This is a genomic window from Micromonospora palomenae (assembly GCF_007829925.1).
GTDB lineage: Bacteria > Actinomycetota > Actinomycetes > Mycobacteriales > Micromonosporaceae > Micromonospora > Micromonospora purpureochromogenes.
In genome coordinates this window covers 1,791,665-1,806,078 of sequence record NZ_VIXA01000001.1, presented here as the reverse complement: position 1 = coordinate 1,806,078, position 14,414 = coordinate 1,791,665, and the positions used below count along the sequence as shown (strand labels likewise).

At 74.0% G+C, this 14,414-nt stretch carries 13 protein-coding genes; 7 read left to right on the top strand and 6 right to left on the bottom strand.

The annotated features are described in order from the left end of the window. Positions 1-15: 15 nt before the first annotated feature. On the bottom strand, positions 16-1,182 hold the full coding sequence (locus FHX75_RS08145) for a CaiB/BaiF CoA transferase family protein (protein WP_154937734.1): 1,167 nt from the start codon (positions 1,180-1,182) through the stop codon (positions 16-18). 260 nt (positions 1,183-1,442) lie between these two features. Between FHX75_RS08145 and FHX75_RS08140 the strand changes: the two genes are divergently transcribed. The 5 genes from FHX75_RS08140 to FHX75_RS08120 all read left to right on the top strand — a co-directional run bounded on the left by FHX75_RS08140 (position 1,443) and on the right by FHX75_RS08120 (position 4,758). After that, positions 1,443-2,462, top strand: a complete 1,020-nt coding sequence (locus FHX75_RS08140) for a TerC/Alx family metal homeostasis membrane protein (RefSeq protein ID WP_154937732.1) — start codon at positions 1,443-1,445, stop codon at positions 2,460-2,462. Positions 2,463-2,542: 80 nt separating this feature from the next. Continuing rightward, on the top strand, positions 2,543-3,133 hold the full coding sequence (locus FHX75_RS08135; RefSeq protein ID WP_211364434.1) for a sulfite oxidase-like oxidoreductase: 591 nt from the start codon (positions 2,543-2,545) through the stop codon (positions 3,131-3,133). Further along, positions 3,130-3,864 (top strand): ferredoxin reductase, encoded by a 735-nt coding sequence (locus tag FHX75_RS08130; protein ID WP_211364362.1) that lies wholly within the window; start codon positions 3,130-3,132, stop codon positions 3,862-3,864. The genes FHX75_RS08135 and FHX75_RS08130 overlap by 4 nt, the downstream gene beginning before the upstream one ends. 17 nt (positions 3,865-3,881) lie before the next feature. Then, entirely contained in the window at positions 3,882-4,175 is a 294-nt protein-coding gene (locus FHX75_RS08125) for a DUF6510 family protein (protein ID WP_154937726.1), read from the top strand. Between the two features lie 61 nt (positions 4,176-4,236). Beyond that, entirely contained in the window at positions 4,237-4,758 is a 522-nt protein-coding gene (locus FHX75_RS08120; protein ID WP_154937724.1) for a GNAT family N-acetyltransferase, read from the top strand. A 39-nt stretch (positions 4,759-4,797) separates the two neighbouring features. Here the strand turns inward: FHX75_RS08120 and FHX75_RS08115 are convergent, their stop codons facing one another. Continuing rightward, the gene (locus FHX75_RS08115) at positions 4,798-5,883 is read right to left on the bottom strand and encodes a hypothetical protein (RefSeq protein ID WP_154937722.1); all 1,086 of its coding nucleotides are present in this window, start codon (positions 5,881-5,883) and stop codon (positions 4,798-4,800) included. Positions 5,884-6,058: 175 nt separating this feature from the next. Continuing rightward, entirely contained in the window at positions 6,059-7,501 is a 1,443-nt protein-coding gene (locus tag FHX75_RS08110) for a M20/M25/M40 family metallo-hydrolase (protein WP_154937720.1), read from the bottom strand. A gap of 114 nt (positions 7,502-7,615) precedes the next feature. Here FHX75_RS08110 and FHX75_RS08105 point away from each other — a divergent pair, with 114 nt between their 5' ends. Further along, complete coding sequence (locus tag FHX75_RS08105; RefSeq protein WP_154937718.1) at positions 7,616-9,763, top strand: amylo-alpha-1,6-glucosidase; 2,148 nt, start codon at positions 7,616-7,618, stop codon at positions 9,761-9,763. Positions 9,764-9,911: 148 nt separating this feature from the next. Then, a complete protein-coding gene (locus FHX75_RS08100) occupies positions 9,912-11,210 on the top strand; it encodes an NAD(P)/FAD-dependent oxidoreductase (protein ID WP_154937716.1) in 1,299 nt (432 codons plus the stop codon). Positions 11,211-11,231: 21 nt separating this feature from the next. On the opposite strand, the gene FHX75_RS08095 is transcribed toward FHX75_RS08100, so the two are convergent. From FHX75_RS08095 to FHX75_RS08085, 3 genes are all read right to left on the bottom strand, one after another. Continuing rightward, positions 11,232-12,314: an AI-2E family transporter gene (locus FHX75_RS08095; RefSeq protein ID WP_154937714.1), complete on the bottom strand. Its 1,083-nt coding sequence runs from the start codon at positions 12,312-12,314 to the stop codon at positions 11,232-11,234. Between the two features lie 41 nt (positions 12,315-12,355). Next, positions 12,356-13,162, bottom strand: coding sequence for a spermidine synthase (locus FHX75_RS08090; RefSeq protein ID WP_154937712.1), 807 nt, complete (start codon positions 13,160-13,162; stop codon positions 12,356-12,358). A 163-nt stretch (positions 13,163-13,325) separates the two neighbouring features. Continuing rightward, positions 13,326-14,300: a DUF2267 domain-containing protein gene (locus FHX75_RS08085; RefSeq protein ID WP_154937709.1), complete on the bottom strand. Its 975-nt coding sequence runs from the start codon at positions 14,298-14,300 to the stop codon at positions 13,326-13,328. Positions 14,301-14,414: the final 114 nt, after the last annotated feature.

Genomic DNA, 14,414 nt, shown 5'->3' with positions numbered 1-14,414 from the left:
GGGGGACGGGACGGCTCAGGCCACCGCGCCGGCGGCCCGCAGGGCGGCGATCCGCTCGGCGTCGAAGCCGGCCTCGGCCAGCAGCTCGTCGGTGTGCTCGCCGGGTCGGGGCGGGGGCCGGCGCACGGAGGTCGGGGTCGCGGAGAACCGGGGCGCCGGCGCCGGCTGAGTGACCCCGGCGTGTTCCACGAACGTGCCCCGCGCCCGCAGGTGCGGGTGCTCCGGCGCCTCGCGCCAGTCCAGCACCGGCGCCGCGCAGGCGTCCGAGTCGGCCAGCAGCTCGGCCCACTCGTCGCGGGTACGGGTGCGGAACAGCCGCGCCCACGCCTCGCGCAGCGCCGGCCAGTTGGCCGGGTCGTGCCGGTCGAGGGCCTCGTCGCCGGCGAGCGGGAAGCCGGTGAGCCGGACCAGTTCGTCGTAGAAGCGCGGCTCCAGGGCCCCGACGGCGAGGTGCCGCCCGTCGGCGCACTCGTACGTGTCGTAGAACGGCGCGCCGCCGTCGAGCAGGTTGACCCCGCGCGGGTCCTGCCACATGCCGAGCCGGCGCAGCGCGTGGACCTGGGTGCTGAGCACCGACACGCCGTCCACGATGGCGGCGTCGACCACCTGGCCGGGGGCGCCGGCGCGGACGGCGTAGAGGGCGGCGACGATGCCGAGGGCCAGCATCATCCCGCCGCCGCCGAAGTCGCCGAGCAGGTTCATCGGCGGCACCGGGCGCTCCCCGGCCCGGCCGATGCCGTGCAGGGCCCCGGTCAGCGCCAGGTAGTCGATGTCGTGGCCGGCGGTGTGCGCGTACGGGCCGTCCTGGCCCCAGCCGGTCATCCGCCCGTACACCAGGCGGGGGTTGACCGCCAGGCACTCCCGCGGGCCCAGGCCCAGGCGTTCGGTCACCCCGGGCCGGTACCCCTCGATCAGGGCGTCCGCGTCGCGCACCAGGGCCAGCACCACCTCGCGCCCGGCGTCGGACTTCAGGTCCACCGCGACCGAGCGGCGGTTGCGGTTGAGCAGGTCCTCCGGGGGGCTGAGCAGGTCGGCCGGGGTGGTGCGGTCGACCCGGACCACGTCGGCGCCGAGGTCGGCGAGCATCATCGCGGTGAACGGGCCGGGGCCGATGCCGGCCAGCTCGACCACGCGTACGCCGGTGAGGGGGCCGACCGGGGCGGTGGGGGCGTCGTCGGTCATCGCGTCACCATAGGCCCACCGGGCTCCCCACGTCCCACCCCCGACCCCGCCATCGCCCGGCATCCAGCGGTTGACCAGGGCAACCAGGGCCGGCCGGACTTGGCGTACGCAGTGAGCCCGCCTAACCTTGACGCACGAGGGGAGTACTTCCCACGAACCATTCCGGTCAGTACGGCGGGCCCGGGCTCGCCTCGGGTGGTTGCCCGCGAAAGCGCGGGTGAAGGAGACCTCGAACATGGCACCGTGTTCGAGGAGGCCCCATGACCGGATCGTCGTACCTGTCTGCCGCCGAGTTGTCGTCGGTGGGCTCGCCCACCCTCTGGGCGGTCACCATCGTCGGCGTGCTGGTCCTGCTGGTGCTGGACTTCCTGGTCACCCGGCGCCCGCACGAGGTGTCCATGCGGGAGGCGCTGGGCTGGTCGGCGTTCTACATCGCGCTGCCGTTGGCCTTCGGCGCCTGGATCTGGTCGCGGTTCGGCTCCCAGCAGGGCGTGGAGTACCTCACCGGTTACCTGGTCGAGAAGTCCCTCTCGGTCGACAACCTGTTCGTCTTCATGCTGCTGCTGGCCGCGTTCGCGGTGCCCGCGGCGCTGGCCCAGCGGGTGCTGCTCTACGGCATCGCCGGCGCGCTGGTGCTGCGCGCGGTCTTCATCGCCCTCGGCGCCGCCGCCCTGCAGACCCTCGACTTCGCCTTCCTGCTCTTCGGCCTCATCCTGATCGTCACCGCGATCAAGCTGCTGCGCGACGCCCTCTCCGGGCACGAGCAGGAGGTCGACATCAACAAGATGCGGTCGGTCCGGCTGCTGCGCAAGGTGATGCCGGTGGTCGACGACTACCACGGCACCCGGATGACCATTCAGCAGCAGGGCCGCCGGGCGCTCACCCCGTTCGCCCTGGTCGTGGTCGCGGTGCTGGCCACCGACATCGTCTTCGCCGTCGACTCGGTGCCGGCCGTCTACGGCATCACCGAGGACCCGTACCTGGTCTTCGCCACCAACGCCTTCGCCCTGCTCGGCCTGCGCGCGCTCTACTTCGTCCTGCACGCCGCGCTGAGCCGGCTGGTGCACCTCAGCTACGGCCTGGCGATCATCCTCGCCTTCATCGGCGTGAAGCTCGGTCTGCACTGGGCGCACGGCATCTGGTCCGGCGTACCGGAGATCCCGACGCTGGCCTCCCTCGGCGTCATCATCGGCGTGCTGATCGTCGTCACCGTCACCAGCCTGCGTGCCACCCGCGACCAGGTCCCCGGCGAGCCGGAGGTCGTCTCCGAGCGGCACTGACGCCGCCGGGCCTGGGCGGGGGTACGGCCGAACGCCCCCGCCGGGGGTGCCGCCGGTGGTACGACTGACGGGTGGGAATCGTGTCACCGGGCTTCCAGGGCCGGCGCCGCTCGAGCGGGCCGGCCCTGCCGCCCGGGCAGTACCTGACGGAGGACTTCCCGGTGCTGTCGGCGGGTCCGACGCCGCGGGTGCCGTTGGACACCTGGGAGTTCGTGCTCACCACCGAGACCGGCACCGAGTTCCGCTGGACCTGGGACGAGATGGCCGGGCTGCCGCAGGAGAGCCCGACCGTCGACATCCACTGCGTCACCCACTGGACCAAGCTCGGCACCAGCTGGCAGGGCGTCTCGCTGGACACCCTGCTCGAGGGCGTCGACACCACCGCCCGGTTCGCGCTGGCCCACTCCTACGGCGGCTACACCACCAACCTGCCCCTGGACGACCTGCGCGGCGGGCGGGCCTGGGTGGTGCACACGTACGAGGGCGGGCCGCTGCCGGCCGAGCACGGCGGCCCGGCCCGGCTGCTCGTGCCGCACCTCTATTTCTGGAAGTCGGCGAAGTGGGTGCGCGGCATCCGCCTGCTGGTCGACGACCACCCCGGCTTCTGGGAGACCGCCGGGTACCACGACTACGGCGACCCGTGGCGCGAGCAGCGCTACGCCGGCGATTGAGCGCCCCGCTGACCTGGCGGGTGGCCCGGCTGGTGGAGCGCCGGGTCGAGACGCCGTCCGCGCACACCCTGGTCCTGGAGGCGCCGGGCTGGCCCGCGCACGTCGCCGGGCAGCACGTCGACATCCGGCTGACCGCCGAGGACGGCTACCAGGCGGCCCGGTCGTACTCGCTGGCGGCGCCGGCCGACGGCGACCGGATCGCGCTGACCGTGCAGCGGGTGGAGGACGGCGAGGTGTCGCCGTACCTGCTGGACACCTACGCCGAGGGCGACCCGATCGAGGTGCGCGGCCCGCTCGGCGGGTACTTCGTCTGGCGCCCCGACGAGACCGCGCCGGTGCTGCTGGTCGGCGGGGGCTCCGGGGTGGTGCCGCTGATGGCCATGATCCGGGCCCGGCGCGCCGCCGGCAGCCGGACGCCGTTCCGGCTGATCTACTCCGTCCGCACCCCGGCCGACGTCCTGTACGCCGACGAGCTGCGCACCCGGGCCCGCGACGACCAGGGCCTGGACGTGGCGTACGTGTACACCCGGGAGGCGCCCGACGGGTGGCGGGGCGCGCCGCACCGGATCGGCCTGGTCGACGTGAACACCCACGGCTGGCCGCCCGACCTCGAACCGCTCTGCTACGTCTGCGGCTCCACCGGCTTCGTGGAGACCGTGGCGGACCTGCTGGTGGGGCTGGGTCACCAGAGCCGCCGGGTACGCACCGAACGGTTCGGCCCCACCGCGTGAACGCCCGAGGAGGCCCGATGACCGACATGTCCTACGTGGACGGCAACATGCTCGACGGTCCGCTGCGCGAGTTGTTCGCCGTCGACCTGAGCCCCGCGACCTCACGCTGCCAGTCGTGCGGGTCGCTCGGCCCGCTGGCCGGGCTGCACGTCTTCTCCCACGCCCCCGGGCTGGTCGGCCGCTGCCCGGTCTGCTCCGAGGTGATCCTGCGGCTGGTCCGGGCGCCCGACCGGGCCTGGCTGGACCTGCGGGGCGCCACCTTCCTCGAGGTGCCGATGCCGGCCGAGCCCACCTATTACCGCCCAGGCTGAGGCCGACGGCGACGTCATTCCGGTTGGACAAGACCCGCCGCCGGGACCAGAGTCGTCGTGCGTGAGATACCTGCGCAGCGCCGGCCCGGTCGGCATCCGACGCCCGCGTCCCGCCGACGAGGCCGAGTTCGTCGCCGCGGCCCGCCGCAGCCGCGACCTGCACCACCCCTGGCTGACCGCCCCCGACACCGCCGAGAAGTTCGCCGCCTACCTGGCCAAGGCGCGCCGCCGCGACCAGCAGAGCTTCCTCATCTGCGACCGGCCCGGCGGCGCGATCGCCGGCTACGTCAACATCAGCGGCATCATCATGGGTCCGCTGCGCGGCGGCTTCATGGGCTACGCCGCGTTCCTGCCCTACAGCGGGACCGGGCACGCCTCGGCCGGCATCGGGCTGGTGCTGGCGCACGCCTTCGACACGTTGGGCCTGCACCGGGTCGAGGCGAACATCCAGCCGGGCAACGAGCCGTCCAGGCGAGTGGCGCGCAAGCTGGGCTTCCGGCTGGAGGGCTTCTCGCCGGACTACCTCTTCATCGACGGGGCGTGGCGCGACCACGAGCGCTGGGCGGTCACCGCCCCGGCCTGACCGGTGCCCGCCCTGGGCGGGCGGGCACCGGTGCCGCGCTCAGATCCGCGAGGTGAAGGCGACCAGCACATCGTGCGGGGTGGGCACCCCGGCGTTGTCGAAGCAGATCACGTCGACCGGCGCGTCCGGCGCGTACGACCAGGGCTGGGTCAGGTGGCAGTAGTGCGAGCCGAAGCCCTGCGCGGTCACCTGCGCGTGCGTCTCCTTCTGCCCGAGCTGCTTGAAGGTGACCAGGTAGCGGCCCGCCGGCGCGAGCGGGGCGATGGTGTTGGCGCCCACGCCGAGGAGGGAGTTGTCGTTGGTCGGGCCGCCGGCGGCGCTGGCCAGGTGCCCGAAATACTTCGGCGGGGCGAGCGACCCGATCACCGACCGGCCCCGGTGGTACGACAGCGCGAAGTCGGTGTCGACCGGCGCGCCCGCCTGGTCGAAGCAGGACACGTACACGACCACGTCGGTGCCGGCCGGTGCCCACCGGTAGACCTTGCACCGGCGTGGGCCGGCGTTCGGCTGGATCGCGGTGACCTGCACGTTGCCGGCGAGCACCCCGGCCAGCCCGACGCCCGGCAGCTTCACCGACCACTGCCCGACCCCGAACGGGGCCAGCGACACCCCCGCGCCGGTGGAGTTGTACGACTGGACCACGCCGCTCACCCCGCCCTGCAGGTACGCGTGCGCGGTGCCGGCCGGCAGCACCCCGGAGCTGGTCGTCCAGAGCACGGTGAACGGGCTGTCGTCACGCGTGCCGCCCGGCTTGTGGCACTGCACGTCGACGATCTCGTCGGTGCCGGACTGGTACCAGCGCACCACCTCGCAGTAGTGCCCGGTCCGGTTCACCGGCGTCACGTGCGGCACGCCCCGGGAGCCGGCGCCGACCTGCGGGAAACGCACCAGGAAGCGGCCGGGTGCGAGCTTGGCGCCCTGCGCCCACGAGGCGGGGAAGGCGCTCTTCCAGCTGCCCCACTGGCGGGTGGTGTCCAGGGTGGTCCAGGCGGGCACGGTCGGGTCCCCGACGTACGCGAAGCCCCACCGGTCCGCGGTGGCCGCGGCGGCGGGCGCGGGCGGTGCGAGCCCCACGGCCGCCGACAGGGCGGCCAGCGCGACGGCGACGGCACGGCGAAATCTCATCTGCTCCTCCGATCGATGGTGGTCGAACGAGGACCAGGGTGGGCGGCGTGGTCGCGGGGCGCAGTCGGATCGTGAACGCCGCGTCACCGGTGTCGGGAGGTTGCCACCGCGGCGACCGCGACGCGCGCGGGGCCGGCGCGCCGGACGCCGGCCCCGCGAAGCGCCACCGAACCGGTCAGCTTCCCGGCCGGGGGAACGCCACCGGGCTGTGGTGGCCGTCCCGGTCGACGGCCCGCACGCCGAAGAAGACGTTGTCCTTGGACAGGTCCACGGTCACCTCGGTGACGTCGCCGACCGGGATCACCCGCTGCCACTCGGCGGCGGTGGTCTCCCGCCACACCACCTCGTACCCGGCCAGGTCCGGCTCGTCGCCGCGCTGCCAGCGCAGGGTGGTGTCGTTGGTGAGGTTGGTCGTCACGATGGTGGCGCCCTTCGGGGTGCCGGGCGCCTGGGCGAGCGACCAGAGCACCGCGCCGTTGACCAGGGCGACCCGGGTGATGTAGTCGAAGTCGCAGAACTCCGGCAGGTCCCCGTACTGGACGCCGTCGACCAGCCGGACGTCCTGGTGCTGGTGGGCGAAGTCCTCGTTGGGCTCGGTGAACCGGCCGGCCGGCCAACCCTCGCGCAGGAACGAGATGTGGTCGCTGCCGCGCAGGTAGCGGTCCCGCCGGTAGATCACCCGCACCCGCATCCCGGTGGCGCCGTTCTCGGCGACGTCGCTGACGAACCGGGCGAGCTGGCGCGACGGGGAGTCGTTCTCCCCGCCGACCGACTGCCGGGTGCTCGCCTCCGCCGGGGTCTCCGCGGTCGGCACCCCTTCGGCGAAGAGCCGGACGGCGCGCGGGTCGCGGGTGCCGTCGTCGGCCGTGCTCGACCCGATGATGTCGTTGCTGAACATCCCCTGCACGTCGACGCCGGCGGCCTTGAGCTGCTTCGCCAGGTACGCCGAGCCGTACAGGCCCTGCTCCTCGCCGGCGACGGCGGCCAGGACGATGGTCGCCTCGCTGTGCCGGGTGGCCAGCACCCGGGCCAGCTCCATCAGCACCGCCACGCCGGAGGCGTCGTCGTCCGCGCCCGGGGCGTCGCTGACCGCGTCCATGACGTCGGTCGCCCGCGAGTCGTAGTGACCGGTGACGACATAGACCCGGTTGGGGCTGACGTCGCCGCGCAGGGTGGCGACCACGTTGGTGATCCGGGTGGCGACCGGGATGCGCGGGGCCGGCTCCTGCACGTAGGACTGGAGTTCCACGGTCATCCGGCCGCCGGAGGCGGCGGCGTACCCGGAGAGCTGCTCGAAGATCCAGTCCCGGGCGGCCCCGATGCCCCGGACCGGGTCGTCCTGGCGGGAGAGGGTGTGCCGGGTGCCGAAGGCGGCGAGCCGGCGGACGATGGCTTCGATCCGGTCGCGGTCCACCTCCCGCAGCAGGGCGCGCAGCTCGCGGTCCGGGGTCTGAGGTCGGGCCGGGTCGCCGGGCCCGGCGGGCCGGGCGGCCTGCGCCGCGGTCCCGGTGGTCAGCGGTACGGCGACGGTGGCGGCGGTCGCGACGGCGGAGGCGGACAGGAAGGTGCGGCGGGTGGACCTCGTGGGCCGGTCGCCGGTGCTCTCATGTGCTCCCATGACGGCATCCTCGTCACCGGATGGGGAATCTGTCCATATCTACCGTCGTGGATAGTTTGGATTCACCCGGTGCGGGTGATGCCGGCCCACCTCGGCGTTCTTACGGTGGGTGACATGCCTGCCGTGCGACCCACCCCGGCCGACCCCACCCCCGGTGTGCGCACCGCGGCCCGGGAGGCCGGCAACCAGCGGGCCATGCCGCCGGAGCTCGGCCCCGGCTCGCTCGCGGTGCTCAGCGGGCCTACCTTCATGTACTCCGACCAGAGCGGCGACGTGCCGCCGGGCAGCATCGGCGGCCTGGTGCACCTGGACACCCGACTGCTCAGCGGATGGGTGCTCACCATCAACGGCGCCCGGCTGCTGGTGCTGCGCGCCGAGACCATCGACCACTACTCGGCGCAGTACGTGCTGACCAACCCCGAGCTGCCCGGCCTGCCCCCGGACAGCCTGGGCATCCGGCGGCTGCGCTACGTCGGCGACGGCTTCCACGAGCGGGTGGAGATGTTCTCCTTCCGGCCGGAACCGGTCCGGATGCAGCTGCGGCTGGCGGTCGCCGCGGACTTCGCCGACCTGTTCGAGGTGAAATCCGTGGTGCGGGACCGCTCCGCGCGCATCACCCGCGACCACCAGCCCGGCGAGCTGTGCTTCTCCTACGTCGGAGACGGGTTCGGCGCGGAGACCCGCGTCCGGTGCTCGGTGCCCGCCGACCGGCTCGACGGCGACGAGCTGGTGTGGGACTTCACGCTGCAGTCGCGCGAGAGCTGGAAGGTCGACCTGCACGTGCCCCTGCCGCCTGGGCTCGGCGTGGTGGAGCCGGTCCGGGGCGACATCGCCGACGTCATCCACCGGCGGGCGGACGACCCGCTGCGCCGGTGGACGGTCGAGCGGGCGGTGCTGACCAGCGACAACCCGGCATTGGAACGGATCGCCCGGCGCTCCCGGGACGACATGTCGGCGCTCCGACTCGACCTCGAGGTCAAGGGACAGCGGATCATGCTGCCCGGCGCCGGGCTGCCCTGGTTCCTCACCGTCTTCGGCCGGGACACCCTGATCACCGCGTACCAGACTCTGGTCGCCGGCCCGGCCCTGGCCAAGGGCGCGCTGCTCGGGCTGGCCCGGCTGCAGGGGACCCGGTGCGACGACTTCACCGACGAGGAACCCGGCAAGATCCTGCACGAGGTGCGCAGCGGCGAGCTGACCCGCACCGGCGCGAAGCCGTACGGGCCCTACTACGGCACGGCCGATGCCACCCAGCTCTGGCTGATCCTGCTCTCGGAGTACTGGCGGTGGTCGCGCGACGACGAGACCGTCCGGCTGCTGCGCGACAACGCACTGGCCGCGCTGCGCTGGATCGACGAGTACGGTGACCGGGACGGCGACGGCTACGTCGAGTACGCCACCCGCTCGCCGGAGGGGCTCGGCAACCAGTGCTGGCGGGACTCGCCGGACGGGGTCTGCTTCGCCGACGGGCGCATCCCCGTGCTGCCGGTGGCCACCTGCGACCTGCAAGGCTACACGTACGACGCCAAGATGCGGCTCGCCGAGCTGGCCGACTGGCCGTTGGCCGACCGGGGCCTGGCCCGTCGGCTGCGTGCCGACGCGGCGGACCTGTACGAGCGGTTCAACCGCGACTTCTGGATCCCGGAGCGGGGCGGCTACTACGCGGTCGGCCTGGACGGCGACAAGAACCGGATCGACTCCAAGACCTCGAACATGGGGCATCTGCTGTGGAGCGGCATCGTCCCGCCCGATCGCGCGGAGGCGGTGGTCCGCCAGCTGATGTCCGACGACATGTTTTCCGGCTGGGGCATCCGCACCCTGTCCCGCGAGGAGCGGCTCTACAACGCGCTCGGGTACCACCTCGGCACCGTCTGGCCGCACGACAACTCTCTGGCCGCCCTCGGCCTGGTCCGCTACGGCTACCGCGAGGAGGCCAACCGGATCTGTGTGGCCCTGATCGAGGCCGCCGAGCAGTTCGACTACCGGCTGCCGGAGGCGATGAGCGGGTTCGACCGCGAGCGCCTGCTCTTCGCCGTGCCTTACCCGACCGCGTGCAGCCCGCAGGCGTGGGCGGCCGGCACCCCGCTGGCGCTGGTCCGGGCGATGCTGGACCTCCAGCCCGTGGACGGGCGGCTGTCGATCAACCCGGACATCCCCGCGGAGATCGGACGGATCGCCAGCGAGCGGGTCCGCGCCTTCGGCCACTGCTGGGAGATCGAGGCGGTGGGGCGCAGCGGGTACGTCCGCCTCAGCGACGCCTGACCGACCCGCGCTGCCGCCGCGCCGGTCGCCCCGGCCGCACTGCCGCCGCTCAGGTCGCGGCCCCCGGCGCGCTGCCGCCGTGCCCCCGCGCAGGTCGGGGCCCCGGCGGGCACGTTTGTCGGGCGGGTCGACGGGAACGGGAGCGGGCATGACGAAACCTCGTGTGGTGATCGTGGGGGCCGGGTTCGCCGGTTACCACGCGGCGAAGACGCTGAGCCGGGTCGCGCGCGACCGGGCCGAGATCGTGCTGCTCAACTCCACCGACTACTTCCTCTACCTGCCGCTGCTGCCCGAGGTGGCGGCCGGGGTCGTGGAGCCGAGGCGGATCTCGGTGCCGCTCACCGGCACCCTCCGCGGCGTACGGGTCGTCGTCGGCGAGGCCGACCGGGTCGACCTGCAGAATCGCTGGGTCGGCTTCACCCAGCCCGAGGGCGACCAGGGCAAGATCGCGTACGACCGGCTGGTGCTCGCCGTGGGCAGCGTCAACAAGCTGCTGCCGATCCCCGGGGTGACCGAGTACGCGCACGGGTTCCGCGGCCTGCCCGAGGCCGTCTACCTGCACGACCACGTGATCCGCCAGATCGAGCTGGCCGAGCAGGCCGAGGACCCGGCCGAACAGCGGGCCCGGTCGACGTTCGTGGTGGTCGGTGCCGGCTACACCGGCACGGAGGTCGCCGCCCACGGGCAGCTCTTCACCGACGCGCTGCGCCGCCAGCGGCCCCGGCTCAACGTCCGGCCCCGCTGGATGCTGCTCGACGTGGCCCCCCGGGTGCTGCCCGAGCTGGACAGGCGGATGTCCGACACCGCCGACCGGGTGCTGCGCCGGCGCGGCGTCGACGTACGGATGGGCACCTCGGTCGCCGAGGCCACCGCCGACGGGGTGAAGCTCACCGACGGCGAGTACGTGCCGACCTGCACGCTCGTCTGGTGCGTCGGGGTACGCCCCGACCCGTTCGTCGCCGAGCTGGGGCTGCGCACCGAGCGGGGCCGGCTCGTGGTCGACGAGTACCTCAGCGTCCCCGGGTTCCCCGAGGTGTACGCCTGCGGCGACGCCGCCGCCGTGCCGGACCTGACCCGGCCGGGGCAGATCTGCGCGATGACCGCGCAGCACGCGCAGCGGCAGGGCAAGCTCGCCGCGCTGAACATCGCCGCCTCGTACGGTCACGGCAGGCGCAAGCCGTACAAGCACTACGACCTCGGCTGGGTGGTCGACCTGGGTGGCAAGGACGCCGCGGCGAACCCGCTGAAGGTGTCCCTGTCCGGGCTGCCGGCCAAGGCGGTCACCCGCGGCTACCACCTGCTGGCGATGCCCGGCAACCGGACGCGGGTCGGGGCGGACTGGGTGCTCGACGCCGCGCTGCCCCGCTCGGCCACCCAGCTCGGGCTGGTGCCGGCGCACGCCGTACCGCTGGAGAGCTCGTCGCCCGAGGTGCCGGTCCGCCGCTGACCCGCCCCCGCCCGGCCGACCTCAGCGGTCGGCCGGGCCGGCCCGCGGATCGGTCGGAGCCGGCAGCTCGCGGTCGCCGGTGGGGACGAACTCCCGCAGCAGGATCTGCCCGATCCCGGCCGCCGGGATCGCCAGCAGCGCACCGACCAGCCCGGCCAGCTCGGCGGCGAGCAGCACGCTGACCAGCACGGTCAGCGGATTGAGGTGGACCGCCCGGGCGAGGATGACCGGTTGCAGCAGGTGGTTCTCCACCTGCTGGTAGACGACGAAGAAGACCAGCACCACCACGCCCGCGGTGGGGGAGTGCAGGAACGCGGCCCCCGCCGCGACGATCGCGCCGAGGGTCGCCCCGACCAGCGGGATCAGGTCGGCGACCGCGACCAGCAGCGCGATCACCGCGGCGAACGGCACCCCGGTGAGGAGCAGCACGAGGTACGTCAGGACGCCGCAGATCAGGCTGATCAGCAGGTTCCCGCTGAGGTAGCCGGTGATGGTGCGGGAGCTCTCCCGGCCGATCCGACGCAGCCGCAGCGCCGGGCCGTCCCCGACGAGGCCGAGCACACTGCGGCTGATCCGCGGCGCCTCCAGGACCATCAGGTACGCCAGCACGATGATCGTCAGCAGGCCGGCGACGGTCTCCGCCACGCCCCGGACTAGCCCGACCGCCGGCTGGCGCAGCTGCCCGCCGTACTGCTGGATCTGGTCGGAGTGCTGCCGGGCGTACCCGAGCAGCCCGACGCGTTCCAGGAACCGGCCGAGGGGGCCGCGTCCGGCGCGGGCCTCGCGCAGCAGCTCCGGGGCCCGGTCGACGAAGCGGCCCAGCTCGTCCAGCAGCGGCACCAGGATCAGCGCGGCCACCCCGGCCAGCAGGACGAAGGCGGCGAGGAAGACCAGCAGCGTGGCCAGCGCCCGGCGCCGCACCAGCCGGCGTTGCAGCAGGTCGACCAGCGGGGCCAGCGCCACCGCGAAGAACGCGGCGATCAGGATCCAGACGAGGATCCGCCGGGTGGTCCACAGCAGCGCCAGGCCGAGCGCCGTGGCCAGCACCAGGCCGATGACGATCAGTGAGCTGCGGGCGGTGGACCGGTCGTGGGCGGTGCTCATCCGGCGCGGCTACCCGGGCCTGGGGCCGGGAAACCCGGCGGCTACCCGCCTCTGGGGCCGGGAAACCCGAGGGTGGCGTCGGTCGCCGGGCGGGCTCCGCCGACGAACGCGTCGAGGTCCGGCCCGTGCAGCACCCCGCCGGGCACCGGGTCGGCGGCCACCCGGGTGGCGAGCCGGCGCACCGGGAGCCGGCCGGGACGGTGTGCTGCGGCCAGCACCACGTTGCCGTACCGGCGGCCGCGCAGCATCCGCCGGTCGGCGACCAGGCAGACGTCGGCGAAGACCGCACGCAGGGTGGCCACCTGCACCCGGGTGAAGACCAGTGGCGGCAGATCGGTGACGTTGACCAGGTAGACGCCGTCGGGACGTAGCGTCCGGGCGACCTCGGCGACGAACTCGACGCCGGCCACGTGCCCCGGCATCCGCGCCGCCCGGTAGATGTCGGCCAGCACCAGGTCGTACCCGTCGACCGCCGACGCGGTGACCGCGTTCCGCGCGTCGGCGACCTCGACCACCACCTCCGGGACCGGCGGCAGCTCCTCGGCGACCAGCCGTACCACCGCGGCGTCGCGTTCGACGACCCGTTGCGCGGAGCCGGGGCGGGTGGCCGCCACGTACCGGGGCAGGGTCAGCGCGCCGCCGCCCAGGTGCAGGACGGCACGGGGCAGCCCCGGCGGCGCGGCCAGGTCGACCAGGGTCGCCATCCGCCGGACGTACTCGAAGTGCAGGTGGCGAGGGTCGGCGACGTCCACGTACGACTGGGCGACGCCGCCGGCGAGCAGCGTGCGTCCGGTCCGGCGGGCCGGGTCGACGACCAGCTCCAGCCGGTCGTCCGCCTCGCTGTCCATGCCGGCACGCTAGCCGTGGTGGTGGGGTGGTCCATGATCGGGTGAGGTTTTCCGTCACTCGCGACGGCGTGTCGTGTCGGTTGTCGCTACCCGATCATGGGCGACGCGCGCCCCCATGGCGGGCCGGCGGGCGCACCGCCCACCGGCCCGGCCTTCGGTCGGCTCAGCCACTCGCCATGCCCGCGCCGACCTCCTCGATCGCGTCGTCGACCTGATGGGCCAGGTCCACGTCGGCGGCGGTCACCGCGTCGGCGCTACGGCTGCGGACGGTCAGCACCGCGTTGTCCGGATCGGGGCGACCGATCTGCGGTCCGCGGCCGGTGTCCACCCGGAGCTGGTCGAGCCGGTCGAGCACCCGGTCCAGGTTGCCCGGGGGCAGCTCGATGGTCCGCACCAGCGACTGGCGGTCACTGGACCAGTAGGGCAGGTCCGCCAGGGCGGCCCGCAGCTCCGCCTCGGTCAGCGGTGCGGCGGCGCGGCGCGCGCCGACCAGGCCGCCGCCGGGTTCCGGCGGCGTGAGCAGGTCACGCAGCCCGTCCGGCACGTCCAGCGACTCAATCAGGTCGCCGTCGTGGTCGGCCAGCGCGGCCAGGGTCGCCTCCGCCTGGTAGCGGGCCTGCTCCGGGGTGAGCCGGCTGATCCGACCCACCTCCGCCAGGAAGCCCGGCAGGTCCTGGTGCCGTTCAATGCCGTCGACCGGCACCACGTCGTGCAACTTCACCGGGACGGCCTGGAGCAGCCGTTGCCGCTCGGCCTCGTCCAGCGCCCAGGCCAGCGTCAGCACCGTGGCCTCCGCGGCCACCTTCGCGGTGGCGAAGTCGACCCCGGCCCGCCGGCCGACGTCGTCGACCAGCTCGCGGTAGCCCATCGGCTGCACGCGGCTGTCCTGCCCCGCGTCGGGCAGGGGCCGGGTCGCGGTGGCCACCGCCGGCGGCGGCGGCGCCGGCCCGCCCCGGGTGGTGTCCGGCTTGTGCCGGCCGGCCGGCGGGGGACCGGACCGTCGACCCCGGTCCAGGCTGGTGAGCTGCTTCGACGCGCTCAGGCTGGTGCCGGTCTCGCTCGGCTGTCGACCCTGCCGGCGCGCGTCGCGGGCCAGGGCCCGGCGGCGCTGGTTGTCGCCCTCCATCTGCTTGCGCATGGTGGCACCTCGCTCCTGTCGGGGTTCGCCTCGTCCGCCGTCGCGTTCCCACCGCCCGGCGGAAGGTAACGGGCCGAACCCGGTCGGCGGGTTCACTCGCCGGGGGTGAGGGAC

Excerpts from the sequence above, each read along its gene's own strand:
- FHX75_RS08105 (WP_154937718.1), top strand. The coding sequence starts at position 7,616 with ATGCCTGCCGTGCGACCCACCCCGGCCGACCCCACCCCCGGTGTGCGC.
- FHX75_RS08095 (WP_154937714.1), bottom strand. The coding sequence starts at position 12,314 with ATGAGCACCGCCCACGACCGGTCCACCGCCCGCAGCTCACTGATCGTC.
- FHX75_RS08140 (WP_154937732.1), top strand. The coding sequence starts at position 1,443 with ATGACCGGATCGTCGTACCTGTCTGCCGCCGAGTTGTCGTCGGTGGGC.
- FHX75_RS08085 (WP_154937709.1), bottom strand. The coding sequence starts at position 14,300 with ATGCGCAAGCAGATGGAGGGCGACAACCAGCGCCGCCGGGCCCTGGCC.
- FHX75_RS08125 (WP_154937726.1), top strand. The coding sequence starts at position 3,882 with ATGACCGACATGTCCTACGTGGACGGCAACATGCTCGACGGTCCGCTG.
- FHX75_RS08100 (WP_154937716.1), top strand. The coding sequence starts at position 9,912 with ATGACGAAACCTCGTGTGGTGATCGTGGGGGCCGGGTTCGCCGGTTAC.
- FHX75_RS08145 (WP_154937734.1), bottom strand. The coding sequence starts at position 1,182 with ATGACCGACGACGCCCCCACCGCCCCGGTCGGCCCCCTCACCGGCGTA.
- FHX75_RS08090 (WP_154937712.1), bottom strand. The coding sequence starts at position 13,162 with ATGGACAGCGAGGCGGACGACCGGCTGGAGCTGGTCGTCGACCCGGCC.
- FHX75_RS08110 (WP_154937720.1), bottom strand. The coding sequence starts at position 7,501 with ATGGGAGCACATGAGAGCACCGGCGACCGGCCCACGAGGTCCACCCGC.
- FHX75_RS08115 (WP_154937722.1), bottom strand. The coding sequence starts at position 5,883 with ATGAGATTTCGCCGTGCCGTCGCCGTCGCGCTGGCCGCCCTGTCGGCG.